This window comes from Sedimentibacter sp. MB35-C1 (assembly GCF_030913635.1).
Taxonomy (GTDB): Bacteria; Bacillota; Clostridia; order Tissierellales; family Sedimentibacteraceae; genus Sedimentibacter.
This window is the reverse complement of sequence record NZ_CP133188.1, coordinates 1,167,640-1,193,893: the sequence shown is the minus strand read 5'-3', so window position 1 is coordinate 1,193,893 and position 26,254 is coordinate 1,167,640. Positions and strand designations below refer to the sequence as shown.

The window sequence follows — 26,254 nt, the reverse complement described above, 5'->3', positions numbered from 1 at the left end:
CGGAATAGACATTATAGTTCCTAATGATTTAGGGAGAAAAATTAAAGGCGCAAAAATTAATTACGGTGGATTCTTGTTCAAGAATTTTATTATAACACCGCAGTATTAAAACAAGGTGAGACATGTATAAATTATGGGCTAAAATAATAAGTAAAAATCGTTTGGTTGATTCAATTGTAGTTAAAAATAAAGAAGATGTAGCTATGTCAGAAAAAAAGGATAAATGCCTAAAAGAAATATGTCAGAAGCTTGATTTAAGTGTGCCCATATGGCTTAAAAAACACGACTTAGAATTTTCCAAATTTAAGTATGTAACATTCTATCCTCAAGATTTCATTGATGAGGTTAATTTTGATAAGCTTGAAATTGAATTAATAGATGATGATAAAAAGTCTGCCATATAAAATTGGGCAGACTTTTAATTTAATTAATAATAGTTGTTGTAAATAACAACCAGAAGCAAGAAAAACCAAAGCAAAGCATTTAAATCTATGTTACAATTGCTTTGGCATACAATTGCTACTAACAATAAAAAGAACCACAACAAATTTGTATTTGATGTACAATCTAGAACTTCGTCTTTTATGCACGGCGGCGCCTGTCTTCTTCCGCCTATTCTGTCACAATCACACTGAGATTTTACTTCATTTGTTTCAATATCTTCAGGTACGAAATTTTCCATGATAACCTCCTTAATGAAATAACATTTTAAGCTATTATATTCACAAAAAAAATATGTGTTAATTGAATACACTCCTTTTAATTTTTGATTTTGTGCATAATATAGAAATTTATTGAAACACTAGAAATATATTAATTTAAGGAGGATTCTGACCTATGGATAAATTTGCATTGGTATTAGTAATTATAGGAGCTTTAAACTGGGGTCTTATAGCGTTGTTTCAGTTCGACCTTGTAGCTGCTATATTTGGAGGCCAAACTGCAATATTCAGCCGATTGGTGTATGGACTTGTAGGTTTGGCAGGCTTATACTGTATAACCTTATTATTCAATGAACGCGAAAGAATAGATTAATTACCAATTTTACCAATTCAAAAGACAATCCGATCGGATTGTCTTTTTACTTTGTTCATTTTTTGTTATCCTGCTATTTTCCTGCTATTGCAAGCTTTTTTATTTTAAGGGATGGGGAGCCTATGTACGCTTCTCCCGGCAAACCAAACTTCAAATCTGCTCCAACCTCTTCAATGTTTTTAATCATCTCAAAAAAGTTGCCTGCAACTGTTATCTGTTCAACAGGTCCAGTAATTTTGCCGTTCTTTATCTCATACCCCAAGGCCGCTAGAGAAAAATCTCCTGATATTGAATTCAAACCGGAATGCAATCCCTGAAGTTCAGTAATCATAATTCCGGATGCCATTGATGAAATCAGTTCATCCAGTGTTTTATCTCCCTTTTCAATATAAAAGTTTGAAGGCGATATTCCTATTGAAGACTTATATGATCCCTTGCTTGCATTTCCCGTTGTGTCAATTTTATCTTTTTTCGAAGTTTTTAAATTATGCAAGTAGGTTTTTAAAGTTCCTTTATCAATTATTTTTTTATACTTACACGCCACACCTTCACCGTCAAAAGACCTTGAAGCAAGACCACCTTCCATAAAAGGATCATCAATCAATGTAAATTTTTCGCTTCCTATTTGCTGGTTTAGTTTTCCTTTTAAAAGAGAAAGATCTTTCTGAATGTTTTCTGCCGAAAATATTCCTGTGAATGCTTCCAGTAAGTCAGCAGCTGCACTGTTTCTAATAATAATTGGATAATCATTTGATTTTACTGTTTTAGCTCCTAAAAGCGATACGGCTTCCTTCACTGCCTCACCTGATATTTCCTTTGCATTGAACTTGGAAAAATCATTTCCGGTTCGGTATGCCATGCCTGTTTTTATGTCATTGCCATCTTTTGCAACTACAACAACGTATGTATAAGCAATATTACTTTTATCATGCAGATACAACCCTTTAGTATTAGACATGACCGTTTCCCCATATCCATCTCCATAGACGCATGTTTCAACAGAAGTAATTCTCTTATCCATGCTGAAGGCTTCTTCTTCAAGATTTTTAACAAAGCTTATCTTATCAACTTCAGATACTTTCGCCAGACTTTGATTATATGTATTTACATTTTTATATTCCTTTGATCCCTCATAAATGAACTCTTCATCGTCAGAATCAATTACAGTAGCATTTTCAATAACGTTCTTGATTAATAAATCAATTGAGGATTCGTCTACCTTTTCTGTGTAGGAATATCCCATTTTTCCTTTATATATCCCCCTCAAAGATAATCCTTCACTTTCTGAAAGGCTGTAACCGTCAAGATCTTTTTGAAACACTTTAAGTGAAAGACTGTTTCCCGCGGAATAATAAACTTCCATATCTCCTAGTCCATTTTGCCTGCCTTTTTGAAATATTTTTTCTATCAATGGTTTAATATCCACTATTTTTCACCTTCCCTTCCACCTACTGTTATTTCAGAGACTCTTATCATAGGCTGCCCTACATTTGCAGGAATACTTCCACTTACCGAGCCACACATTCCTTGGCTTTGCATAAGATTATTTCCTACCATATCAATTTTAGTTAGTATATCAGTTCCCTTCCCTATGAGTGTTGCACCTCTTACTGGATCTTTTATTTTACCGTTTTCAATAATATAGCCTTCCATTACTGCAAAATTAAATTCTCCTGTACTTGGATTTACAGAGCCTCCACCCATGTGCTTCGCATAAATTCCTCTCTCAGTATTAGAAATAATTTCTTCTGGAGTAGACTTCCCGTTATCTATAAAAGTGTTGGACATCCTAGAAGTAGGAGCGTACCTGTAGCCCTGTCTTCTTGATGATCCTGTAATATCCATGTTCATTCTTCTTGCGTTTAGCCTGTCAACCATATAGCTTTTAAGTATCCCATTTTCTATAAGAACATTTCTCTGAGATTTTGTTCCTTCATCATCTATATTGTATGAGCCCCATTCTCCGGGAATTGAACCATCATCTATTGCCGTTACTAAAGGAGACGCTATCTGCTGCCCTTTTTTTCCGGAAAAAACCGAAAGCCCCTTAGCTACAGAGGTCGCTTCCAGTCCATGACCGCATGCCTCATGAAATATAACTCCTCCAAATCCGTTATCAATTATTACCGGCATTTTTCCGCTCGGACTGTACTTTGCATTGACCATTGTTACGGCAATTCTTGAAGCTTCTTTAGCATAATGGTCAACATCTAAATTTTCAAAAAATTCATAACCCTTGCTTGCTCCAGGTCCAAAAAATCCTGACTGCATTTCTCCATCTTTTGACGCAACAGAAGATATTCCCAAGCGTGATCGAACTCTAGTGTCCTCTCTCCACAACCCTTCTGTGTTTGCAACCATGATATTTTGTGTATAGTCTGTATAGTTTACTGTTACCTGGGTTACAAGATCGCTGTAGTTAAAAGCTGTATCATATGCCCTTCTCATAATATCAACTTTTTTTGTTTTTCCAATTGTTTCAGGATTTATTATTATATTATTGATATTATTAACTTTTGACTTTTCAAGATTCATTGTTACTACATTTTGAGTTCCTTCAATAGCGGCAGCCGCCTTTTTTGCAGTTTCTATCAGTGAGTCGTGATCTGATTTGTTTGTATATGCATAAACGCTGTTGAAGCCTTTGAAAATTCTTATACCTACTCCATAGTCTCTTCCTGACATGGTACTTTCAACCTTGCCTCCGATCATTAAAATGCCATTGTTGGTTCTGTCTTCAACAAAGACTTCCGCAAAATCTCCGCCTGTTGAAAGTGCAGCATTTAATGTGTCTTCGATAACCTGCCTGTTTAACACATAATCACTCCTATTCTCAAATAATTTATTAATATTTTACCATATTTTCCTTAAAGTATTAATAATTTTTATTTTTAAATGAAAATGAAAATTATACAAACGCTTTTTTAATAAATAAGAATAAAACTCAGCCACCTTTGAGAGAATATCCGCAACAGATACACTAAAAAATGGGCTATTGCATTAAGGGTTAAAAATCTCAATGCAACAGTCCATTTTTATATCAAACCTAATATTACTCTTAAGCGTTTATATGGCAATTTTATACCAACTTAATTCTATGGTAAACTTTCTTTCCTTTTTTAATAATCAGCTTTCCTTCTTCAAAATCCTTTTCGGTAACTGCTGAGCTGACACCATCTACAACCTTGTCATTTACAGAAACTCCCGACTGTTCAATTAATCTTCTTCCTTCGCTCTTGCTCTTAATTAATCCAGCCTTAACCATAAGATCTATAACGGCTATGCCGCTTCCTAATTCAGCTCTTGTCAGTTCTGTTGTAGGCATGTCTTCAGAATCTTTTCCTGCCCCGAATAGTGCTCTTGCAGCTTCCTGTGCCTTAATGGCATCTTCCTCAGAATGTATTAGCTTTGTAATTTCATAAGCAAGTATTTCCTTAGCTTTGTTTATTTCTGAGCCTTCTAAGCGTCCCAGTCTTCTTACCTCATCCATAGGCAGGAATGTTAATAATGCCAGACATTTTTCCACATCTGCATCATCAATATTTCTCCAGTACTGGTAGAAATCATATGGTGATGTTTTGTCCCTGTCAAGCCACAACGCTCCTTTTTCTGTCTTGCCCATTTTCTTTCCTTCACTGTTTGTTAAGAGAGCAAATGTCATTCCATAAACCTGCTCATTAGCTTTTTTTCTTGTAAGCTCTATTCCTCCAATGATATTTGACCATTGGTCATTTCCGCCAAGCTGCATTTTACAGTTATATTTCTGATTCAGCGCATAAAAATCATAGCTCTGCATCAACATGTATCCGAATTCAAAAAATGTAAGTCCCTGCTCCATTCTATTTTTATAACACTCTGCAGCCAGCATTCTATTTACAGAAAAATGAACGCCAACTTCCCTCATGAAATCTAGAAAATTAAGCGGTAGCAGCCATTCAGCATTATTGTCCATTATTGCCCTATCATCCGAAAAATCTAAGAATTTTTGAAATACCTTTTTAAAATTCTCAGCGTTATTTGCAATTATTTCCTGCGTCATTATAGAACGCATGCCCGTTCTATCGCTAGGATCACCTATCATTGTAGTTCCTCCGCCGAGGAGTGCAATAGGTCTGTGCCCATACTGCTGCATTATTGACATAACCATTACTTGTATAAAATGGCCGATGTGAAGACTGTCCGCCGTTGGATCAAATCCTATATAAAATGTAACGGACTCCTTCCCCAGCAGCTCACGAATTTCTTCCTCATGCGTGCATTGCTCGATATATCCTCTCTCTTTCAATACATCAAATACATTTCCCTGCTTCATAACAATACCTCCGTTATAGTAGTTTTCAATTGATTTTTTGCAGTTAATAAAAAAAGAGCTATCTATCCAAAAAGGACGAGATAACCCGCGGTACCACCTTAATTCGCAATAATATTGCCTCTCTCCGATTTATCGGTCGGACAACCGCATGGTCTCCCATGGCAACTCCGGAAGTGTATTTCACATTTTGTACTGAGAATCTTGCACCGTCCGATCCCCTCTCTTTTTTTGTAACCAAAATGTTACTTATCTTCTTTCACAGTTATGATAATATGTAATAAAGGAATAATAATATAAAATTATTGTATTGTCAAGGAATTATTTTCGTTTTGGCATTTATTATCCCAGTGTTAATATTATGGAATTTATATAAATAATGCTAAACTAATTAATACTTTCTTAAGTGTTTTTGTATAAATACAAGTTATCTGTAATATTTTTGTAATTATCTTTTTCAACTTGAATATGTTGTAATATTTTTGTCACATTTTACAATTAGAGTAATTATTGTGCGTTTTTTTTTTGTTTTTCCGGTGATATACTCTTTTCATGAAGGAAAGCTCATTAAAGTTCTAAAGTTTCCAAAGAAGCTAGGGCTAACCGCTTCCCAAAAATTTAAAGAATGAACAGGAGTGAATTTATGAACAAAAAAGTATTAGCATTAACATTGACAGCAGCTTTGGCTCTTTCGCCAATAACTGCCTTTGCAGCAGAAAGCAATTGTACAAGCACAGCTAAGTATAATTTTAGTAATTTGAAAAATTATTCATGCGAATTTTCAAACTCAAATGTAAAAAATAAATTTACAATTAACGGAAAAACTGTAGATTTAAATTCAATCGACTGCAGCAATTTATTTAGCAAAAAAACTGTTAAATATAATGTCCCTACTACTGAAACTGAAACACCTGCCGATACTCAGGCAGAAGTAGAAGTTCCGGTTGATAATTCTACCGAATCCGAAGCTACTAAAACAATTGAAAATCAAACGCCTGCTGAAGCGCCGGCTGAAACAACTACTACAGTTGAAGATAATACTGCTGCCGAAACAGAAAGCACAGTTACATCTGTTTCAGCATACGAGCAAAAAGTAGTGGAGCTTGTAAACATAGAAAGAGAAAAGGAAGGTCTTCCTGCACTTACATTAGACACTGCAATCTCCAATGTTGCAAGAATTAAGTCTCAAGACATGGCGGATAATAACTATTTTGCACACCAGTCACCCACTTACGGAAGTGCTGGTAGCATGCTTACAAAATTCGGTATAAGTTGGTCAGCTTGGGGTGAAAATATAGCATCCGGGCAAAAAACACCTGAAGCCGTTGTAACTGCATGGATGAACTCAGCAGGACACAGAGCTAATATTCTTTCATCAAACTTCTCAAAAATAGGAGTTGGCTACGTAACAAATTCTAACGGAACATCTTACTGGACACAAATGTTCACTAACTAAAATAATCACATCAGGACGTTTCCTCTTATATCCTATCTGGATATCAGGAAACGTCCTGATTTTATTTTTTGAAATATATTATTTTATATCAACACATTTTTATCACATTCCAACTCTAATATTAATGATACAACATAGTTTTTATAGAAAGGAATAATTTATGAAAAGTAAAAAAGCAAGATTGACAGTAGTTATACTAATCATTATTGCGGCTGTCGCTGTAACTGTATTTGTAACTGCCAAGCAAAAAGCTGCATCAACCTCTGCGGATGAATCATCAACAACAGAAGTTGAGTACACTGTTGCAAGTGGAGACATATCAATGTCTGTTTCAGAAAGCGGAACGGTTACTCCAACTGACAAAAGATCTATTAAATCTGAAATTGATGGAACAGTAGATACTATCTACGTTACTGAAGGAGATGTGGTTGAGCCAGACCAGGTTCTCATTTCGTTAAAATCCGACACTGACGACGACACAAGCACAGAAATCAACAGTATTCAATTAAGTATTGAAAAACTTCAAAGAGAATTGAATGATTTATACGAAAACCAAGGAGATTTAAATATTTACGCTCCTATTTCCGGTATTATATCAAATTTGGATATTGAAGCCGGTGATAATATAAACAGCAATTCTTCTATAGCCACAGTTAAGGATACAGACAATTCTTATATCAATTTATACTTTTCTAAGGAACAGTTTGAAAAAATATCCATTGGAGATGCTGCCTCTGTATTTATGACAAAATATTTCTCAACACATGAAGGAACTGTAACAGAAAAGGACAGCACACCTGTACAGATGGGAGGCGGAACGTTTGGATATCTTGTAACAATACGGATGTCCAACCCCGGAGGCTTCAGTGTAGGAGACACGGCTCGGGTTTCCGTAAGTAACAATCAGGGTACATATCAAGCAATGCAAAACGGTGAAATAGACGAAGTAAAAGAAGAAGCAATTATTTCAAAGGTTAGCGGAGAAATAAAATCCGTTGAAACAGAAAACGGAAAATATGTGAATAAAGGCGATTTAATAGCAGTTATTGAAGGGACAGACTTGGAATTTGAAATATCAGAAAAACAAAATTCAATAAAAAAATATAAATCGCAAATTGAAGATATGCTAGAAGGAGACACTATATATTCTCCCATGACCGGCACTATCCTTAATATAAGTGTTTCAGAAGATGAGGTAGTTGACAGATCAACAGCATTGATGACTATTGCTGATATGGAAGACATGAAAGTTGTAATAGCAGTTGATGAACTCGATATCAACAAAATAGCAGTAGGACAGAAAGCAAATATATCTAGCGATACATATCCTGACGAGGAATTCACAGGAACCGTAACTAAAATATCATTGGAAGGAACAACATCCAACGGAGTTACCACATATGACGTAACTGTTAAGCTTGATGACAGAAAAAGCCTTATGTCAGGAATGAACGTAGATGTTAAGATAATCTCTGAAATAAGCGAAGATACTTTGATTATCCCTGTTGAAGCAATCCACAAGCAGAAAAACAACTACATGGTAACGATAAAGGATTCATCCGGAAATACCAGCGATGTTGTTGTAGAAATGGGCCTTGCTACCGATGACCAAGTTGAAATCCTAAGCGGACTCAATGAGGGCGATACAATAGTTTACACGGTTGTTAAATCCAACAATGCAACAACAAATACAATGAACATGGGCATGCCCGGAATGGGAGGAGTCCAAGGAGGTCCAGCAGGAGGCCCCGGCGGTCAAGGCGGAGGTCCGAGGCAATGATAAATCTAATAGACATAACCAAGACTTATGATATGGGTTCTGTGCAGGTGCAGGTGCTCAAAGGAATAACTCTTCATGTAAAGGAAGGCGAATTTCTCTCAATAATAGGCCCTTCCGGCTCAGGAAAATCAACCCTCATGAATATGATCGGATGCCTGGATGTTCCAACAACTGGAGAATATTATTTGGACGGAAAAGAAATAAGTACATATAACGAAAAGCAGCTTTCAAAAATAAGAAATCAAAAAATAGGCTTTATATTTCAGAAATTTAACCTGCTTCCAAAGCTGACAGCATTTGAGAATGTTGAATTGCCCCTTATTTACAGAGGTATGAATGCGAAGGAAAGAAAACAACGAAGCCTTGACGCTTTAGAAAAGGTAGGGTTAAGTGACAGAATGGAACATAAACCTACGGAGTTATCCGGAGGACAACAGCAGCGTGTAGCTATAGCACGTGCATTGGCAGGCGATCCTCCTGTTCTGTTGGCAGATGAGCCCACAGGCAATCTTGACTCCAAATCCGGAGGCGAAGTTATGAACCTAATACGAAACCTGAGCAAAGATGGCAAAACTATTGTATTAATAACACACGACAGCGAGGTTGCAAAAGAAGCAAAGCGCACTATAACAATCAAAGACGGACTGCTCCTTAACAATCCGGCATCCCAGACAGACTAAGGAAAGGAGACCGAGATGAACATTAAAAGCGTAACAAAAATGGCCTTTCAGTCTATTTTATCAAACAAAATGAGAACATTCCTGACAATGCTGGGCATAATAATAGGAGTATTTTCCGTTGTAGTCCTTATTTCCATAGGGCAAGGGGCAACTTCAGGTGTTGCAGACAGCATTTCCAGCATGGGTTCAAATATTATAAACGTTAGTATAAGAGGGAGAAGATCAGCTCTTAAATATAATGATACCTACGACATAGAGGTTCTTGAAGGAGTGAAAAGCGCTACTCCCGTTTACTCTTCAAGCTCAACTGTAAAATATGATATTGAAACAACCGATGTAAGCATAATGGGCGGAAATGAAAACTATTTGAGTATAAATAATTATGAAGTTGAATCCGGAAGACCGATTACTCCCGTTGATGTAAAATACAGAAATAAAATTGCCATTATTGGATCTACTACGGCTGAAGATCTGTTCGACAAAGATGATCCTTTGGAAAAGGAAATTTCAATTGGCGGTGAAAAATATACAGTAGTGGGAGTTCTTAAATCAAAAAGCTCTTCTTCATCAGGAGACAGCAACGATATAATAATAGTTCCCGTAACCTCACTAATGAGACAAAACAATACTAGTGAGGTAAGCAGCATAACCGTACAGGCGAATTCTGCGGAAGATTCTTCCATTGCAAAGGAAAATATTGAAAACTATCTTCTCGAGTACTTTGGAGAAGAAGACTACTACAATGTATTCAGTCAGGATGAAATGCTGGAAGTTCTTAGCGAAACAACAGCAATGCTTACTGCAATGCTTGGCGGAATAGCAGGCATTTCTCTGCTGGTAGGAGGAATAGGAATAATGAACATAATGCTTGTCACTGTGACTGAAAGAACAAAGGAAATAGGCGTACGCAAGGCAATAGGTGCAGGCAGGGCCAACATTCTAATACAGTTTCTAATCGAATCATCTGTAATGAGCGGTCTGGGGGGCATCATCGGTGCACTTTCAGGGATTATAGCATCATATGCAATATCCAATGTTATGGATATTACATATTCAGTCAACATCCCTGTAATTGTAATAGCATTTGTCTTTTCACTTGCAGTCGGTGTATTTTTTGGACTATATCCTGCAAACAAAGCCTCAAAATTAAAACCTGTAGACGCATTGCGATACGAGTGATAAAAAAATAGAACTATGCAATAAGAAGATGATTTCTGCATTGAACAGGAATCGTCTTTTTTATTATTTGATTGTTCATAACCGCACATAATGACCAATATAAACGAATACGCATATTAGACTTCTGAGCAGAATATGAAAATCGATTTTTTGTTACAAATACATTTGCCTAATACTTTGAATTAATATATAATACATATGTCAAAATTAAATATTAAAGAATCAATATAATGTGGATAATACGGTTCCAGAGTTTCTACCAAGCGACCTTAAATTGTTTGACTATTGAATAAGTTTATTTTTTCTGATTTAATGACGCGAATAAGCCTATTCGCTTTTTTTGATTTATAATATTACTTCTCAATTTGGAAATAGTAAACTCAGTTAATATTTAAGATAAAATGAATTTATTTTGGAGGAATAATGGACAACTTTTTTAAACTAAAAGAAAACGGCACAAATGTGTCAACAGAAATAATGGCCGGATTCACCACTTTTTTTGCAATGTCATACATCATATTTGTTAACCCGGCAATTTTATCGGCAACAGGAATGCCGTCGCAGGCGGTATTTTTAGCTACAATCATAGCTGCTGCAATTGGTACTCTAGTAATGGGTCTGTTTGCAAATGTTCCTTATGCACAAGCCCCCGGTATGGGACTTAACGCATTTTTTACATACACTGTTGTATTTGCTCTGGGTTTCACATGGGAACAGGCATTGGCACTTGTGTTTGTGTGCGGTTTGTTGAATATATTTATTACAATTACAAAAATCAGAAAAAGCATAATAAAAGCTATTCCTGAAAATTTGCAAAATGCTATCAGCGGCGGAATCGGCATATTTATAGCATACATAGGAATTAAGGGAGCAAATATTGTAGAGTTTACTTCCGAAGGTGCAAACATCATTTCAATAAACAATCAGGCGTTTGCTGCAAACGGAACGTATAATAATATTTTTTCTGTTGTTACAAATGGTGGAATTGTTCCGTCTTTAGTTGATTTCACAAATCCTGCAACACAACTGGCACTCATAGGTCTTGTACTGCTGGTTGTCCTCCTTGTTCTTAAAATAAAGGGAGCAGTCCTTATAAGTATTATAGCTACAACCTTAATTGGAATACCTTTTAAGGTTGTCGATCTATCACAAATAACTCTAACTTCAGGAGGTCTGGCATCCTCTTTTGCGGAACTTAAGGTAACATTCGGAGCAGCATTCGGTCCTAATGGAATTCAGTCACTTTTCGCAGACCCCTCACGAGTACCTCTTGTTTTAATGACAATATTTGCATTTAGTTTGTCAGATACATTTGATACAATAGGCACATTCATAGGAACAGGTAGAAGAAGCGGAATTTTCAGTGAAGAAGATCAACATGCCTTGGAAACAAGCACAGGTTTTAAGTCTAAAATGGATAAGGCTTTATTCGCTGATGCAATAGCAACATCTATAGGTGCAGTATTTGGAACTTCAAACACAACAACATACGTTGAAAGTGCCGCAGGTATAGGCGCCGGAGGTCGAACAGGACTAACCAGTGTTGTAACAGCTTTGTTATTTATAGCCTGTATATTAATAGCACCGATTGCTGGAATAGTACCATCTGCAGCCACATCTCCTGTACTTATAATCGTAGGCGTAATGATGATGTCATCATTTACAAAAATTGATTGGGAGAATCTGGACGAAGCAATACCTGCATTCTTTGCATCCGTATTTATGGGATTCGGCTACAGCATTTCCTACGGAATCGCCGCAGGCTTCATTTTCTACTGTATAGTAAAGATATGCAAAGGTCAATTCAAAGACATACATCCTATTTTGTTTATTTCAACGCTGCTGTTCCTATTAAACTTTGTAGTGCTTGCAATTATTTAGCACCCCATCATTATAAGAAACATTCTTAAGCGATAGAACGCAAGTAAATATTTATAAAAAAATCGACATAGATCTAAACTGTGTCGATTTTTTGCATTTACACCTCATGCAATATATAAAAACCATACTTGTACTTGTTTTGAAACACAAAATAATTTACTTGCAATTTACATTTCAAAGTTCAACAATTTTTTTATCCTGCAACCCTGCATTTGTTGAATAAAATTATGCAAAAGTTGCATATGAAATTGTTTTCCTAAAATTTTTTTATATTTTTCTGCATTTTATTGTTTACAAATTGCATTTTAGATGGTATAATAAATTATCAAATAAAAAATGGAGGTATTATTATGAGCGTAGCAGTGAAAGATATTAGAGATGTTGTTGCAAAAATGACTTTTAGAAAATGCGGAACTATAACTTGCATATACAATGTAGACAGCAAGTGCATACAGAATGAATGTGAATTGCACGAAAGAGGATTAAGAAAAGAAGAAGACTAATGAAATAAGGTGTTATTATGAGCGAAAAAAATTATACTCAATAAAAAGCGGAAGCATCCAGTTGATTCTTCCGCTTTTTATTTATATAAAATTCTTAGATTATACTTCTAAACACTTGTTAAGTAGATGATGAGAACATCTTTCACCAATAGACATACCCCATAGACATAAAAATTATTTTTCAACGGCTTTACAATATTATTTTATCTATAGTTATATCTTTTAAATTTTTGCAGCCTGTCATAACCATTATATCTCTCAGCTCAGCACCGATTTTCTCGGTATACAGTTCAACGCCTTCCGATCCTCCTCCGAATGCTGCTATTACATACGGTCTTCCAATCAATACAGCATCTGCTCCTAAAGCAATCGCTTTAAACACGTCTGCTCCGGAGCGTATTCCTCCGTCAACAAATATTTTAAGCTTATTACCGACTGATTTTCTGATTTCAGGAAGCATCGAACATGTTGCCGGAGCATGCTCTAAAACTCTGCCGCCGTGTGATGAAACCACGATACCGTATGCTCCCGTCTCTAATGCTTTCTTCGCTCCTTCTGCAGTCATTACACCTTTTATAATAAACGGAACTTTTGTGGAAGCAGTTATTTCCGAAAGTTCCTCCACACTTTTGGATGATACAGGCTTGCCTGCCAATGCCAGATTAATCAGTCCGGCAGAATCAATATCCATTGCAAATGCCATAGCATCGGTCTTTTCAAGAAGCCTTACTTTTTCCATAACCTTATGGTTCTTCCAAGGTTTCACCGTTGGTACTGCAACACCTCCTGCTTTTTTAATTATTGGAAGGCTGTCAAGAAAAAAACTGTCATTGGGACCATCACCGGTAAATGCAGCGATTCCAGCATTTAATGCACCGAATACCACTGCCTCGTCATACTCTTCTTCAGTAATAGCACCGTTGTAATTCAAGCTCATTCCTCCGATAGGAGCGATAAAAACCGGGTATTTAAATGCTTTTCCAAACATAGAAAGAGAAGTATCCTGCCCTTTATTTTCATAAATTGTATCCATTTTAATTTTAACTGATGACAGAAATTCTACACAAATTTTAAATGCAGCGGCACTTCCCTTCCCGCCGGTTCCCGGGATTTCCCCTTTGCACACAACACCGTTGCATTCCTTACATACTCTGCACTGCGGTGCCATTCTTGCTCTTGCTCTTTCCAATAATTCCTGATATGTCATACCATTCTCCTTTCAAAAACGGCTCTATAATTTAAAATATAGAACCGTCTTCAATATAATTTTCTTATTTGTTTTTCAGCTGTTCAAGTCTTTCAACTACTTTTTCCATCATTGACTGATATTTTGTCTGTTTTTCTTTTTCTTCGTTTACTACATTCTCAGGTGCTTTGCTGATAAATTTATCGTTACTAAGTTTATTATAAACTCTTTTCAACTCACCTTCAAGCTTTGATTTTTCCTTTTCAAGCCTTTCTATTTCTTTCTCATAGTCTATCAGATCCGAAAGTGGTAAGTATATTTCTGTTCCATCTATTACTGAAGACGCAGTATCTTCTTCTATTAATGATTTGTCATCAACTATCTTGATTTCTGTTATATTTGCCAGTGTAGCAAAGTGCTGCGATCCTAACTGTATAAATTCACCTGCACGATCCTTGTTTGGTACGAAAATGGCTCTTGCCTTTCTTGATGGTGCAACATTCATCTCAGCCCTTGTGTTTCTTATACTTCTTACAGCTTCCATAATAAATTCCATGGCTGCTTCCGCTTCTTCAAAGTTTTCTTCCTCTTTATACAGCGGCCATTCTGACTTTACAAGTCTCGTATTTGTGTCCGGAAGGTATGACCATATCTCTTCTGTTATGAAAGGCATAAACGGATGTAGTAGTTTAAGCATATCCTTTAATACTTTTATGAGAACAAATCTCGCAGTATCCTTATCAGAGCCTTCATCTCCGTACAGTCTTGGCTTAACAATCTCAATGTACCAATCACAGTATTCGTTCCAAATAAAGTCATACACTCTTTGAGCAGCAAGGCCAAGTTCAAACTTGTCGAGATTTTCTTTAACCTCTTTAGCAGCTTTGTTCGCTCTGGAAATTATCCACTTATCTTCCATCCTGTAGTTTTTCTCTGCCTCTTCTTTGCTGATTAAGTCCCCTTCAATGTTCATCAGAACAAATCTTGACGCATTCCAAAGTTTATTGGCAAAGTTACGGCTTGATTCAAGTTTGTCATTATTAAATCGCGTATCATTTCCAGGAGAGATTCCAGTCATAAGCATAAACCTGAGAGCATCGGCTCCAAACTGGTCTATAACCTCTAGCGGATCAATTCCATTTCCTAAGGATTTGCTCATTTTTCTTCCTTCAGCATCTCTCACAAGTCCGTGTATAAACACATGCTTAAACGGTGATTCACCTGTGGCTTCTAAAGCTGAAAATACCATACGAACAACCCAGAAAAATATTATGTCATAGCCGGTTACCAAAACATCCGTTGGATAGAAGTATTTCAGATCTTCTGTATTATTTGGCCACCCCAATGTGGAAAATGGCCATAATCCCGACGAGAACCACGTATCAAGAACATCTTCGTCTTGCTTGATGTTGGTACTGCCGCATTTTGAACATTTATCTGGAGCTTCCTTGGAAACCATTACTTCTCCACATTCCTGGCAATAATATGCCGGAATTCTGTGTCCCCACCAAAGCTGCCTAGATATACACCAGTCTCTTATGTTTTCAAGCCAGTGAGTATATATTTTAGTAAAGCGTTCCGGAACAAATTCAACATTCTTTTCCTCGCTCGCTTTGAGGGCTGGTTCCGCAAGCTTTTTCATGCTTACGAACCATTGGTCTGACACTCTTGGCTCTATTATGTTGTGGCACCTGTAGCATGTTCCTACATTGTGATCAGTTTTTTCTATTTTAAGCATAAATCCGCTTTCTTCCAAATCTTTTACAAATGCCTTCCTGCACTCATAACGGTCCATGCCGTTATACTTACCGGCCTCAGCATTCATTGTTCCATCTTCATTCATGCAGTTTATCTGCTCCAAATCATGGCGAAGACCAATTTCAAAGTCGTTAGGATCATGACACGGTGTAATTTTTAAAGCTCCGGTTCCTTTAGCTATATCAGGATATTCATCTGCTATTATAGGAATTTCTCGCCCTACAAGAGGAACTATAACCTTTTTACCTATAAGGTCCTTGTATCTGTCATCGTCCGGATGAGCAGCTATTGCAACATCCCCGAACATTGTCTCAGGTCTTGTTGTTGCTACAACGAAGTATTCGTCCTGGTTATCTGCATATGGATACTTAACATAGTAATAATTACCCGGTGTGTCTTCGTGCTCAACTTCGGCATCTGAAAGTGTTGTATGGCAGTCCGGGCACCAGTTAATTATTCTGTTTCCTTTGTATATGAGACCTTTGTTATACAAATTCACAAAAAATTCCTTTACTGCCTCGTTGCATCCTTCATCCATAGTAAATCTTTCTCTGGACCAGTCACATGAATTTCCAAGTTTTTTAACCTGCTCAACTATTCTTCCGCCATATTCTTCTTTCCATTTCCAAGCTCGTTTCAGGAATTCTTCTCTTCCGATATCTTCTTTAGATTTTCCTTCTTCTTTTCTTATTTTTTCAACTACCTTAACCTCAGTTGCAATGCTTGCATGGTCAGAACCAGGAAGCCACAATGCTTCATAGCCCTCCATCCTTTTCCATCTGGTAAGTACATCCTGAAGAGTCATATCAAGGGCATGCCCCATGTGCAACTGTCCTGTAATATTTGGGGGAGGCATCACAATTGTAAATGGTTTTTTATCATAGTTTACTTCAGCCTTAAAGCAATCCTCTTTTACCCATGTGTCATAAATTTTTTCTTCAAATTCTTTAGGGTTATACTTGCTTGGTATATTATTCATACTATCATTCCTTCCTTTTAAATGTTATAAACAAAAATTATTTAAATAACAAAAAAGCGGGAGTTCTTCGTCATAAGGACGAGAAAACCCGCGGTACCACCTAATTTCCATTACTGGCTCTTAAAATTTATAACGGTCACACCGTTTAATCCTACTGCTGTTTCGGATTAAATGCTCCAAAGCTACCTTCAGCACAAATTGACTTATGAAACCTTTCAACCGGTGGGTTTCAATCTCTGTAAAGTTTATGCGCATACTCCTCTTTTTCATAGCAGTTTATTTAATTACCTACCATAATATTAAAAAATAGTATCTTTGTCAATGTTTTTTTAAAACATTATAGACGCAAACCAAAATTAAAATCATCCTTCCACAAAACAACTTTGTTATTCTTCAGTGACTTTTTAATATCTATTATTCTTTGGTTGGAAGATCCTCTAAATCTGAGATTGTTTTGAAAAAACTCTTCCTCGTATTTCCCATCAACCAGAACATCGCATAACTCTAGCAAACCAAACTGCACCTTATTTGAAATTATTTCTTCATACGTATGCCCGCTGTAAATCCATATATTTTTATCTGTGTTTTGTTTTATCACTTTAGCAAGCACAGCCAGTGATTCTGCCTGCATCATTGGCTCACCGCCTATAAATGTAATATCCGTAAATTCTTCGGTAATTTTTTTGTATACCTTATCTATTTTCATTTTTTTTCCGGATTTTATGTCCCATAAATCTCTGTTGTGACACCCTTCGCAGCAGATGTCGCAGCCACTTAGATACAGAGAAGTTCTGAATCCAATTCCGTCCACTATGGTATTGGGCACTATATCCGCTACATAAAGAAATTTATCCATCAGCTATGGCACACCCTGTCTCTTAATTCTGCTTTCTTGGCGTCATTCCAGCTGTCTACTCCACCCACAAGATATCCGGTTATCCTTTGAATGGTATCAATGTCACTGCTTCCGCACTCTGGACACGATTCTAACTTTTCTGAAGCATCTTCATACCCGCAGCTTTTGCATCTGTTTCGCGTATGGTTTACTGAACCGTATCCCATGTTGTATTTGTCCATAAGCTCTACAGTCTGCAGTACAGCTGAAGGATTATGTACCGCATCGCCGTCAAGCTCCACATAAAATATATGTCCGCCTCTTTCATAATCATGGTACGGTGCTTCTATCTTAGCTTTATGCTCTATTGAGCATTTATACCAAACAGGAACGTGCGAGCTGTTCGTATAATATTCTTTATCCGTTATATGAGGAATGCTTCCAAACTGCTTCCTGTCTTTTTTTATAAATCTTCCGCTAAGCCCTTCGGCAGGAGTTGCCAGCAGGCTATAATTCAAATTGTAGTATTCAGCCTTTTCTTTTATCTTGGTATTCATGAACTTTACTATTTCAAGTCCTAGTTTCTGAGCTTTTTCGTCCTCTCCGTGATGTTTACCCGTTAATGCTATCAGCGCTTCAGCGAGGCCAATAAAACCTATTCCCAATGTTCCGTGCTTCAGCACGCTTTCAACGCTGTCATTGTATTCCAGCTTTTCGCTGTCAAGCCACATTCCGTTCATTAACATTGGAAACTGCTTTTTGACAGCCGTACTCTGGAATACATATCTGTCATGAAGCTGTTCTGCCGCAGTGTCTATACATTTTTGAAGTTTTTTAAAAAATTCTCTTTTTCTGTCCTCAAGCTTTTCTATTTCCATGCACTCCAGCGCAAGTTTTACTATATTTATAGTTGTAAATGATAAATTTCCTCTTCCTATGGATGTTTTTTCACCGTGCCTGTTTTCAAAGACTCTGGTTCTGCATCCCATTGTTGCCACTTCTTTTTCAAATCTTTGAGGATCATCCCCATTCCAATCCTCGTGTTGATTAAAAGTTGCATCTAAATTAAGATAGTTAGGAAAAAATCTTTTAGCAGTAACCATGCACGACATTTTAAATAAATCGTAATTTCTATCCTCAGTCAGATAGTTTACACCACGTTTTTTCTTCCATATCTGTATGGGGAAAATAGGGGTCTCACCATTTCCCACTCCTCTGTATGTAGAAGCAAGAATTTCCCTGATTATGCATCTTCCCTCAGCGCTTGTATCAGTGCCGTAGTTTATAGAGCTGAACACCACCTGATTGCCTCCTCTGGAATGTATGGTATTCATGTTATGAATAAATGCTTCCATGGACTGATGAACTCTTTTTACAGTATTGTTTATTGCCTGCTGCATATATCGATCATTGCTTTTAAGCCCGTTAAGCGGCATTTCCATATAATCGTCAATTTCAATATCATAAAGCCCTTCAAGGTCAATATCCAGGAGTTGCTCAATTTTTTTAATTTCTTCCTTGTACGTCAGCCTTACATATGGAGCAAGATAAAAATCAAATGCAGGAATTGCCTGTCCACCGTGCATTTCATTTTGTATCTGCTCCATTGAAATACATCCAATAATTGATGCTGTTTCTATTCTTTTTGCAGGTCTGCTTGATCCGTGCCCTGCCCTAAAGCCGTTTTTAAGAATGTAATCCAGCGGATGCTGAAGGCATGTAAGTGATTTTGTAGGATAATAATCCTTATCATGTATATGAATATAATTGTTTTCCACATACTGCTTTGACTGCTCTGATAAAAGACAGTCATCCACAAAAGGCTTGGATGATTCACTTGCAAACTTCATCATCATTCCCGCCGGTGTGTCCGCATTCATATTTGCATTCTCCCTGGTAACATCGTTGGGGACTGCATTAACTATGTCCATATATATATCGTACTGCTTTCTGCCACGAGCTATATTCCTTTTGTTTCTGTATATTATATATTCCTTTGCAACATCCTTTCGCATACTTGCCATAAGCTTCTTTTCAACCAAGTCCTGTATATCCTCAACAGATATTGTCTCTTTGGTTTCATCAGTGATTTCCTGTGCTATTTGCTTTGCAAGTGCAATATCCTGTCCCGCAGCGGTATGATTCATAGCCTTTAGTATCGCATCGGATATTTTACTTTTGTCAAACTCTATCAGTCTTCCGTCTCTTTTTATTACATTCATTTCATACCTCCGTTTTATTTATTAGTAAATTATTCAGCTTTGCTCCTGAAAAGCGGCTTCCATAAGTATCTGTATAACTTACTAAAAAAAGTTAAAACAACTACTTAATGATTCCTTATAAAATTTATTTTATTTCATTTCTCTGTAACTCATGTAAATACCGAGTGCATACGATGCCGCTGCGTATAGTATAAGTACAGCAATCGAACCGTGTGAAAATTCTCCATTCAAAGCAATGTTTCTGAGAGATACCGACGTATGTGAAAGAGGCAGTATGCCTATAACAGTTTTAACACCGATAGGTAAATTTTCCAGAGAAAAAAACGTGCCACAAAGGAATGACATAGGCGTCATAATATATGTATTGAACCTGCTCATTTCATAATGGCTTTCTATTGAAAGTGCTGCGGTGTATCCCAGTGCGGAAAATAAAAAACTGTTTAAAAAGCAAATAATTATAAAATAGACACCTGCTTTTATGTTGATACCGAACAGCAAAGCAACAAAAATTATAAGTATTGCTGCATACATTCCTCTGAGGGCTCCTGCCAAAATATGCCCCAGTGCCATCAGTGGCATTCTTACAGGTGATGTAAGATAATATTCAAAGCTTTTTTCATGAAGCTTTGAAACAGTTATCCTTGTGGAAACGGCATTAAAACTTGTATTCATTGTAGTAAGCGCTATTATACCGGGTATAATGAAATGCATATACGTAGCTCCTTCCACAACAACATCTTTTCCAAGGCCCCAACCGAATGCTATAAGATACAGCACCGGACTCATAATTGCAGCAGATGTAATTCTGATTATACGTCTTTTAAAAAATATAAACTCTCTCCATAGCACGGTAGCAACTTCCATTATTGCACCTTCCTATTTGTGAAATTGTAGAACACATCTTCAAGTGTTGTATCTCTTATTGTATAATTCATGCTTTCGATTTCGGATGAATAATTAAGTGCCATCTGCTTATCCTCAAAAAACTTGTATCTTGTTTTGGACTCCTCATCAAAATATTCAACCGTATAAAGTCCCAGCTGTTTTTTTAGAAACCGTGGCGTATTATCTTGAATAATCCTTCCTTTATCAATAAGACATACTCTGCCGCACAAATATTCTGCTTCCTCTATATAATGTGTTGTCAACAGCACCGTCTTGTTCTTGGTTTTCATGTATTTCAGCATGTCCCAAATTTTCCTTCTTCCGTTTATGTCTATACCAACGGTAGGTTCATCTAGTATGACTATTTCAGGGTCATTAATCATAGCTTTTGCTATGGTCAATCTTCTTGCCATGCCTCCAGAAAGATTCATAACCTTTCTTTCCATGAAGTCATCAAGCTCAGCAAATTCCAGTAATTCATCTATTTTATTCTTATAGTTTTTCACCCTGAAAAGTTTTGCGGCAAACAAGTAATCACTTCCCTCATTCTGTTATTTTTTTGGGAATGAAGTAAGGACATTTATGAATTTTATCTTCATAAATATCTGCATCTATTCTAAAAATATTTTTTAACAGTTCTTTAGTTACTACATTAAGAGGGTCGCCCGACTCGCACAGCTCACCATTATTGACTACCAGTAATTTATCAGAATATCTTGCCGCCTGGTTTAAGTCATGCAGAACCATCACAACTGTTATTCCCAATGTTTCGTTTAGCTCCTTAACAAGCTCCAGTACCTCAAGCTGGTAGCATATATCCAGAAATGTCGTAGGCTCATCAAGAAGCAGCATCTTCGGTTTTTGTGCCAGTGACATTGCAATCCAAGCCCTCTGCCTCTCCCCGCCTGACAGGGTGGCTACATATCTATCTTTAATTTCAAAAAGTCCTGTTTTTTCAAGTGCCCATGAAACAATTTCTCTGTCCTCTTTTTCCAGCCTTCGTCCGAATCTAAGATGCGGATAACGCCCGTTTGTAACCAGCTCTTCTACATTTATATCGGAAGGAACCATTTTTATCTGGGGCAGTACGGCAACATTTTTAGCAATATCTTTAGTTTTAATTTTCCCCATATTTACCTTGTTCAGGTATACGCTGCCGCCTGCGGGCTTAAGGAACCCACTTACTGTCTTTATTATTGTTGACTTCCCCGAACCGTTTGGACCGATAAATGTTGCTATTTCTCCATTATTTATATTGAAGCTAACATCTTTTAGCACTAATTTTTCCCCATAGCAGACATTGAGTCTCTCAGCTGTTAATTCCATCTAGTATTCCTTCCTCTTTCTTAATAAATACAGAAAAAACGGTGCTCCCAGTGCAGACATTATAATTCCCACTGGTATTTCAATAGGTGCAAACATAACTCTTGCCAGAGTATCGCAAAGGACAACAACCGATGATCCCGTAAAGATACTGGCAGGCAGCAGGTACTTGTAATCCGATCCTATAAACAACCTTGTAATGTGAGGTACAATAAGTCCCACAAACCCTAAAAGCCCAACAACGCTAACTGCAGCTCCCGCAAGTAAAGATGAAACGATAATAAATAAAAATCTTGTGATTTCCACATTCAGCCCAAGTCCAGTAGCTACTTCGTCTCCAAGCATTAGTATATTAAGCTTGTTGGCAATAAGCAGTAAAAGTAAAATACCTAACAAAGCATATGGAAAAATCATTAAAACATGCTCCCAGTTTGTTGCCGAAAGACCTCCCACCATAAACCCTATAACTCCTGCAACCTTGTCAGGATAAAACGTCATAATAGCATTGTTGCCAGCACCTAAAAGGGATGAAACAGCAACTCCAGCCAATATGAGCCTTGTTGGAACAGCTCCCTCCTTCCATGCCAGGAAATAAATAAACAGCGTGGCAAGAAGAGCACCGGCAAAAGCTCCTGCAGGAGCCAGGAAATAGTAATCCGGAAATAAAATTAGTACTATCAATGTCATTAATCCAGCTCCTGAAGAAACTCCTATTATGTTGGGTGCTGCAAGAGGATTTCTCATAACCCCCTGAAGTATGCATCCTGACAAAGCAAGACATGTACCTGCCAGAGATGCCACAATAGTTCGCGGCAGCCTTACATTCCAAATTATCTGATAATTTACTGTTTCTTCTTCAAACATTACGGCATGCAATATTTCTCTGAATGAAATATTAACAGCGCCATTGCCAATGCTTATAAAAAAGCTTAATACGCAAAGTAAAACAAAAATTATTAAAATAACATGCTTTTTAACATTTCTTTTTTGAGCATCACATTTAGTCATATTTTTTCTCCCGAACTGGCGCCTTAAACTAGTTAGCATACGGAAACTTTATAGAATTTCCATATACAGTTCATATAATTACTTATTTTCATATACATCAGGGTAAAGAATCTTTGCCAATCCTTCATATGCTTCAGGATATTTGTCATTTGGCTTATAAAGATATAAATCTTTCGGAAGAACAATATATCTGTCTTCTTTTACAGCTGTAAGGGATGCCCATGCTGGATTGTCAAGCACATCAGACTTAAGTCTTTCAGTTACTTTTTCAAGGTCACTTCCCATGGTCTGGACAAAAATAAAGTCAGGATCTTCCTGTATTATTTTTTCCATGCTGAATATTTTTGTATCTACAGTACTGTCTTCTGAATCTGATATATTGACCGTATTCAAATCCTTAAGCATCTCGCCTACCATTGTATTTGAATCTCTCACAGTTATACCTTTAGCAGTTGCAAATATAATAACAACCTTGTATCCTCTGTCAGAAGGGGCTTTTTCGATTAGTTCATCCACTTTTTTCTGTATATCGTTAATATGACTTTCATATAAATCTTCTCTTCCCGTAATAGCTGTAAATAGTCTCACTGTTCTGTAATAATCCTCTAAAAAATCAATTTCTAAAGATATAACCTGTATATTATTCTGCTGTAATGAAGGGATCATTTCTCTATGAGCTGTATAGCCGCCTGAAAGAATAACAAGATCCGGCTGCAGCGACAATATTTTTTCAAGACTTGGAGTTCCAACAGTTCCTACAACCTCTGCTGACATAGCATTTTCAACTATTTTGTCAGATGATTCCTCAACTCTTCCTACAACCTTTCCGCCAGCCTGATCCCATATTTCAAGGATGGAATTCTGAAGTACGACTACTCTTTGAGGATTCTTTTTTATTGTTGTTTCCTTTCCCTGTGAATCTATAAACACAACATTTTCTTCATTGATTATAACGCCGTAATTTTCGTTTTCACCTGTGTTGCCCGCTTCAGGAGTTTTATCTTCAGGCTGGTTGACTTCCGGCTCAGCATTTCTGCTGCATCCAGTAAATGCTATAAGCAATACAGCAACAGCTATAAGTACAAATGATTTTAACTTTTTCATTACATCCTCCAATTAATTAATATTTTTTATCATAACCTCTTTTTGTTATAATTTTGTTATCTTTTACGTATGTTGAACTATTCCCGACTATTACAATACTCAGCATATCTACCGATTCATAGTCTATGGTGTCTATAGTACAGATACGTATCTCCTGATTTTCTCTTCCGGCATTTTTAACAATGCCTACGGGAGTCGTACCTGATTTATGATTTTTCATAATTTCAAACGCCTTTTTCAGATAATCAGGTCTTCCCTTGCTTCTCGGGTTATATATGCATATTATGAAGTCACCTTCTGATGCAAGATTAATTCTTTTGTAAATCAAATCCAGAGAAGTAAGCAAATCACTTAAACTGATATGACAAAAATCATGCATAAGTGGTGCTCCCAACACAGCTGCAGCTGCAGTTGATGCTGTAACACCGCTGATAATTTTAACATCTTCGCCGTCGGAATACTCCAACACAAGTCCTGCCATTCCGTACACGCCAGCATCTCCCGAACTAATAAGCGCAACAGTTCTGCCTGTTTTTGAAATCTCAACAGCTTTTTTTACCCTATCAACCTCCTGCTTCATTCCGTTTGAAATTACTTCCTTATCTTTTATAAGTTCCTTTATAAAATCAATGTATGTTTTATAGCCCACTATAACATCTGATTTTTTTATGGCCTCAAGGGCTTCACCGGTCATGCCTTCTCTTTTTCCCGGGCCTATTCCTACTGCATATATCATGACAACTCCCACCTTTTGTTTATTAATATGGTTGTAAAATAAGAAACATCTTCTTTTTTTATCTGCTCAATATTTTTATAAACAACTTCCTCATCTTTTGACGAATTGCTCACAATTATAGCATGCCTGCTCAAATTTTCATCCACAAGCATGGATACGATTTTGTCAAAATTGTTATACACCTTCATGAGCACAATAGAGTTTTCATTTTTAACATACCTTCTAAGTTTTTCCTCATCTATCGTTGCCGGCAAAATTACCAGCGGATCATCCCCTTCAACAAGGGGAAAATTGTTATTGGATGCAATATCTAAAAAAGACGTGATTCCAGGTATGGTCACCACATTAACCTTTTTCTTTAATATTTTTAAAAGATATATATATGTGCTATAAACCATGGGATCTCCTATGGTTACAAAACCGACCCTCATATTGTCGGAAACATCCTTTTCAATCTCGAGAGCAATGCTTTCCCATGTTTTTTGAAGTTCTAAATTATCATAATTCATAGGAAAATGCCTGATCTTTACAACTGTTTTTTCATCCACGTAATCTTTAATGATTTTATATGCTGTGCTAAATCCTTCTTTTTCTTTTGCAGATGGAACATAAAGCACATTTAGAGTCTTAATAACATCAACAGCTCTTTTTGTAACATAATCACTGTCACCGACTCCAACTCCTATGCCGTAAAATATTCCTTGAGTTAATTTATCCATCATTGCTTACACTCCTCAATATTGTACAACAGAGCATTACATATAGACGCAGCCACATTGCTGCCTCCCTTTCTTCCCCTTGCAACTATGTATTCCGTATCTTCAAGCGTCATTATGAGCTCTTTAGCCTCTACAACATTTACAAATCCTACTGGAACTCCTATTATTACCTCAGGCCTGATTTTATTTGCCTTAATAAGTTTGTAAAGTTTTATCAGAGCCGTCGGCGCATTCCCTATTGCAAATATAATAGGCCCACTTATATTACATGCTCTTTCCATGGAAACAGTTGCCCTCGTTTCTCCTCTTTCCTTGGCCTCTGCTGCTACATCTTCCTCAGCCATGAAGCAGCGCACTTCAACCCCGTATTTTCCAGCAGCATTTTTGTTTATTCCGGATCGTGCCATATTAGTGTCCGTAACTATGGTAGCTCCGTTTTTTAAGGCTTCCTTCGCTTTTTTAACAGCATTCTGAGAAAAACACATACTCGTCAGATAGTCGAAATCTGCTGTAGTATGAATAACTCTTTTAACTATGGGTTCAATTTCTTTTTCAAGAACAACATCACCCATTTCACTCTGAATTATTTCAAAACTTCTTTTTTCAATATTATGCGGTTCTACAAATTTAATATTTTCCATTATTTCTCCTGTTCGTAAAGGTTTCTTACATTAAA

24 protein-coding genes, 1 riboswitch and 1 other annotated feature are annotated in these 26,254 nt (G+C 36.8%); of the genes, 8 read left to right on the top strand and 16 right to left on the bottom strand.

Translation table 11 applies throughout. From position 1 onward, the window contains the following. Window positions 1-122 precede the first annotated feature (122 nt). Entirely contained in the window at window positions 123-404 is a 282-nt protein-coding gene (locus tag RBQ61_RS05455; RefSeq protein WP_308139501.1) for a hypothetical protein, read from the top strand. Between the two features lie 23 nt (window positions 405-427). Here RBQ61_RS05455 and RBQ61_RS05450 read toward each other — a convergent pair whose 3' ends face one another. After that, window positions 428-682, bottom strand: a complete 255-nt coding sequence (locus tag RBQ61_RS05450; protein WP_308139500.1) for a hypothetical protein — start codon at window positions 680-682, stop codon at window positions 428-430. A gap of 155 nt (window positions 683-837) precedes the next feature. Here RBQ61_RS05450 and RBQ61_RS05445 point away from each other — a divergent pair, with 155 nt between their 5' ends. After that, a complete protein-coding gene (locus tag RBQ61_RS05445) occupies window positions 838-1,035 on the top strand; it encodes a DUF378 domain-containing protein (RefSeq protein ID WP_213925732.1) in 198 nt (65 codons plus the stop codon). Window positions 1,036-1,108: 73 nt separating this feature from the next. On the opposite strand, the gene RBQ61_RS05440 is transcribed toward RBQ61_RS05445, so the two are convergent. From RBQ61_RS05440 to tyrS, 3 genes are all read right to left on the bottom strand, one after another. Next, entirely contained in the window at window positions 1,109-2,461 is a 1,353-nt protein-coding gene (locus tag RBQ61_RS05440) for a TldD/PmbA family protein (protein ID WP_308139499.1), read from the bottom strand. After that, on the bottom strand, window positions 2,461-3,852 hold the full coding sequence (locus tag RBQ61_RS05435) for a TldD/PmbA family protein (RefSeq protein WP_308139498.1): 1,392 nt from the start codon (window positions 3,850-3,852) through the stop codon (window positions 2,461-2,463). Before RBQ61_RS05435 ends, RBQ61_RS05440 begins: the two co-directional genes overlap by 1 nt. A 262-nt stretch (window positions 3,853-4,114) precedes the next feature. Beyond that, a complete protein-coding gene (tyrS, locus tag RBQ61_RS05430; protein WP_308139497.1) occupies window positions 4,115-5,347 on the bottom strand; it encodes a tyrosine--tRNA ligase in 1,233 nt (410 codons plus the stop codon). A 640-nt stretch (window positions 5,348-5,987) separates the two neighbouring features. Here tyrS and RBQ61_RS05425 point away from each other — a divergent pair. The 6 genes from RBQ61_RS05425 to RBQ61_RS05400 all read left to right on the top strand — a co-directional run bounded on the left by RBQ61_RS05425 (window position 5,988) and on the right by RBQ61_RS05400 (window position 12,823). Further along, window positions 5,988-6,800: a CAP domain-containing protein gene (locus RBQ61_RS05425; protein ID WP_308139496.1), complete on the top strand. Its 813-nt coding sequence runs from the start codon at window positions 5,988-5,990 to the stop codon at window positions 6,798-6,800. 160 nt (window positions 6,801-6,960) lie between these two features. Further along, window positions 6,961-8,580 carry an efflux RND transporter periplasmic adaptor subunit gene (locus RBQ61_RS05420; protein ID WP_308139495.1) on the top strand — a complete coding sequence of 540 codons (1,620 nt, stop codon included), beginning with the start codon at window positions 6,961-6,963 and terminating at the stop codon, window positions 8,578-8,580. Continuing rightward, on the top strand, window positions 8,577-9,260 hold the full coding sequence (locus RBQ61_RS05415) for an ABC transporter ATP-binding protein (RefSeq protein WP_308139494.1): 684 nt from the start codon (window positions 8,577-8,579) through the stop codon (window positions 9,258-9,260). Before RBQ61_RS05420 ends, RBQ61_RS05415 begins: the two co-directional genes overlap by 4 nt. A gap of 15 nt (window positions 9,261-9,275) precedes the next feature. Continuing rightward, the gene (locus tag RBQ61_RS05410) at window positions 9,276-10,439 is read left to right on the top strand and encodes an ABC transporter permease (protein ID WP_308139493.1); all 1,164 of its coding nucleotides are present in this window, start codon (window positions 9,276-9,278) and stop codon (window positions 10,437-10,439) included. 203 nt (window positions 10,440-10,642) lie between these two features. Continuing rightward, window positions 10,643-10,744, top strand: a riboswitch (purine riboswitch). A 118-nt stretch (window positions 10,745-10,862) separates the two neighbouring features. After that, window positions 10,863-12,320 (top strand): NCS2 family permease, encoded by a 1,458-nt coding sequence (locus RBQ61_RS05405; protein WP_308139492.1) that lies wholly within the window; start codon window positions 10,863-10,865, stop codon window positions 12,318-12,320. Between the two features lie 350 nt (window positions 12,321-12,670). After that, window positions 12,671-12,823, top strand: a complete 153-nt coding sequence (locus tag RBQ61_RS05400) for a hypothetical protein (RefSeq protein ID WP_213925723.1) — start codon at window positions 12,671-12,673, stop codon at window positions 12,821-12,823. Window positions 12,824-13,013: 190 nt separating this feature from the next. Here the strand turns inward: RBQ61_RS05400 and RBQ61_RS05395 are convergent, their stop codons facing one another. The 12 genes from RBQ61_RS05395 to RBQ61_RS05340 form a co-directional block, all read right to left on the bottom strand. Further along, complete coding sequence (locus tag RBQ61_RS05395; RefSeq protein WP_308139491.1) at window positions 13,014-14,030, bottom strand: alpha-hydroxy-acid oxidizing protein; 1,017 nt, start codon at window positions 14,028-14,030, stop codon at window positions 13,014-13,016. A gap of 64 nt (window positions 14,031-14,094) precedes the next feature. Continuing rightward, window positions 14,095-16,746: a valine--tRNA ligase gene (locus RBQ61_RS05390; RefSeq protein WP_308139490.1), complete on the bottom strand. Its 2,652-nt coding sequence runs from the start codon at window positions 16,744-16,746 to the stop codon at window positions 14,095-14,097. Between the two features lie 71 nt (window positions 16,747-16,817). Continuing rightward, window positions 16,818-17,025 (bottom strand) — a binding site (T-box leader). A gap of 58 nt (window positions 17,026-17,083) precedes the next feature. Continuing rightward, window positions 17,084-17,602: an anaerobic ribonucleoside-triphosphate reductase activating protein gene (nrdG, locus tag RBQ61_RS05385; protein WP_308139489.1), complete on the bottom strand. Its 519-nt coding sequence runs from the start codon at window positions 17,600-17,602 to the stop codon at window positions 17,084-17,086. Beyond that, window positions 17,602-19,803 carry an anaerobic ribonucleoside triphosphate reductase gene (locus RBQ61_RS05380; RefSeq protein WP_308139488.1) on the bottom strand — a complete coding sequence of 734 codons (2,202 nt, stop codon included), beginning with the start codon at window positions 19,801-19,803 and terminating at the stop codon, window positions 17,602-17,604. The genes nrdG and RBQ61_RS05380 overlap by 1 nt, the downstream gene beginning before the upstream one ends. Before the next feature lie 129 nt (window positions 19,804-19,932). Further along, the gene (locus tag RBQ61_RS05375) at window positions 19,933-20,667 is read right to left on the bottom strand and encodes an ABC transporter permease (RefSeq protein ID WP_308139487.1); all 735 of its coding nucleotides are present in this window, start codon (window positions 20,665-20,667) and stop codon (window positions 19,933-19,935) included. Further along, window positions 20,667-21,194 carry an ATP-binding cassette domain-containing protein gene (locus RBQ61_RS05370; RefSeq protein WP_308139486.1) on the bottom strand — a complete coding sequence of 176 codons (528 nt, stop codon included), beginning with the start codon at window positions 21,192-21,194 and terminating at the stop codon, window positions 20,667-20,669. Before RBQ61_RS05370 ends, RBQ61_RS05375 begins: the two co-directional genes overlap by 1 nt. Before the next feature lie 37 nt (window positions 21,195-21,231). Beyond that, window positions 21,232-22,014, bottom strand: a complete 783-nt coding sequence (locus tag RBQ61_RS05365; protein WP_308139485.1) for an ABC transporter ATP-binding protein — start codon at window positions 22,012-22,014, stop codon at window positions 21,232-21,234. After that, window positions 22,015-23,019: an iron ABC transporter permease gene (locus RBQ61_RS05360; protein ID WP_308139484.1), complete on the bottom strand. Its 1,005-nt coding sequence runs from the start codon at window positions 23,017-23,019 to the stop codon at window positions 22,015-22,017. It lies immediately after the preceding gene. A 78-nt stretch (window positions 23,020-23,097) separates the two neighbouring features. Next, complete coding sequence (locus tag RBQ61_RS05355; protein WP_308139483.1) at window positions 23,098-24,123, bottom strand: ABC transporter substrate-binding protein; 1,026 nt, start codon at window positions 24,121-24,123, stop codon at window positions 23,098-23,100. A 16-nt stretch (window positions 24,124-24,139) separates the two neighbouring features. After that, entirely contained in the window at window positions 24,140-24,859 is a 720-nt protein-coding gene (gene cobJ, locus RBQ61_RS05350; RefSeq protein ID WP_308139482.1) for a precorrin-3B C(17)-methyltransferase, read from the bottom strand. Further along, window positions 24,856-25,581, bottom strand: a complete 726-nt coding sequence (gene cobI / locus RBQ61_RS05345) for a precorrin-2 C(20)-methyltransferase (protein ID WP_308139481.1) — start codon at window positions 25,579-25,581, stop codon at window positions 24,856-24,858. Before cobI ends, cobJ begins: the two co-directional genes overlap by 4 nt. Continuing rightward, entirely contained in the window at window positions 25,578-26,219 is a 642-nt protein-coding gene (locus tag RBQ61_RS05340; protein WP_308139480.1) for a precorrin-8X methylmutase, read from the bottom strand. Before RBQ61_RS05340 ends, cobI begins: the two co-directional genes overlap by 4 nt. Between the last annotated feature and the right edge of the window lie 35 nt (window positions 26,220-26,254).

Excerpts from the sequence above, each read along its gene's own strand:
- RBQ61_RS05455 (WP_308139501.1), top strand. The coding sequence starts at position 123 with ATGTATAAATTATGGGCTAAAATAATAAGTAAAAATCGTTTGGTTGAT.
- RBQ61_RS05450 (WP_308139500.1), bottom strand. The coding sequence starts at position 682 with ATGGAAAATTTCGTACCTGAAGATATTGAAACAAATGAAGTAAAATCT.
- RBQ61_RS05445 (WP_213925732.1), top strand. The coding sequence starts at position 838 with ATGGATAAATTTGCATTGGTATTAGTAATTATAGGAGCTTTAAACTGG.
- tyrS (WP_308139497.1), bottom strand. The coding sequence starts at position 5,347 with ATGAAGCAGGGAAATGTATTTGATGTATTGAAAGAGAGAGGATATATC.
- RBQ61_RS05425 (WP_308139496.1), top strand. The coding sequence starts at position 5,988 with ATGAACAAAAAAGTATTAGCATTAACATTGACAGCAGCTTTGGCTCTT.
- RBQ61_RS05420 (WP_308139495.1), top strand. The coding sequence starts at position 6,961 with ATGAAAAGTAAAAAAGCAAGATTGACAGTAGTTATACTAATCATTATT.
- RBQ61_RS05415 (WP_308139494.1), top strand. The coding sequence starts at position 8,577 with ATGATAAATCTAATAGACATAACCAAGACTTATGATATGGGTTCTGTG.
- RBQ61_RS05410 (WP_308139493.1), top strand. The coding sequence starts at position 9,276 with ATGAACATTAAAAGCGTAACAAAAATGGCCTTTCAGTCTATTTTATCA.
- RBQ61_RS05405 (WP_308139492.1), top strand. The coding sequence starts at position 10,863 with ATGGACAACTTTTTTAAACTAAAAGAAAACGGCACAAATGTGTCAACA.
- RBQ61_RS05400 (WP_213925723.1), top strand. The coding sequence starts at position 12,671 with ATGAGCGTAGCAGTGAAAGATATTAGAGATGTTGTTGCAAAAATGACT.
- RBQ61_RS05395 (WP_308139491.1), bottom strand. The coding sequence starts at position 14,030 with ATGACATATCAGGAATTATTGGAAAGAGCAAGAGCAAGAATGGCACCG.
- RBQ61_RS05390 (WP_308139490.1), bottom strand. The coding sequence starts at position 16,746 with ATGAATAATATACCAAGCAAGTATAACCCTAAAGAATTTGAAGAAAAA.
- nrdG (WP_308139489.1), bottom strand. The coding sequence starts at position 17,602 with ATGGATAAATTTCTTTATGTAGCGGATATAGTGCCCAATACCATAGTG.
- RBQ61_RS05380 (WP_308139488.1), bottom strand. The coding sequence starts at position 19,803 with ATGAATGTAATAAAAAGAGACGGAAGACTGATAGAGTTTGACAAAAGT.
- RBQ61_RS05375 (WP_308139487.1), bottom strand. The coding sequence starts at position 20,667 with ATGGAAGTTGCTACCGTGCTATGGAGAGAGTTTATATTTTTTAAAAGA.
- RBQ61_RS05365 (WP_308139485.1), bottom strand. The coding sequence starts at position 22,014 with ATGGAATTAACAGCTGAGAGACTCAATGTCTGCTATGGGGAAAAATTA.
- RBQ61_RS05360 (WP_308139484.1), bottom strand. The coding sequence starts at position 23,019 with ATGACTAAATGTGATGCTCAAAAAAGAAATGTTAAAAAGCATGTTATT.
- RBQ61_RS05355 (WP_308139483.1), bottom strand. The coding sequence starts at position 24,123 with ATGAAAAAGTTAAAATCATTTGTACTTATAGCTGTTGCTGTATTGCTT.
- cobJ (WP_308139482.1), bottom strand. The coding sequence starts at position 24,859 with ATGATATATGCAGTAGGAATAGGCCCGGGAAAAAGAGAAGGCATGACC.
- cobI (WP_308139481.1), bottom strand. The coding sequence starts at position 25,581 with ATGATGGATAAATTAACTCAAGGAATATTTTACGGCATAGGAGTTGGA.
- RBQ61_RS05340 (WP_308139480.1), bottom strand. The coding sequence starts at position 26,219 with ATGGAAAATATTAAATTTGTAGAACCGCATAATATTGAAAAAAGAAGT.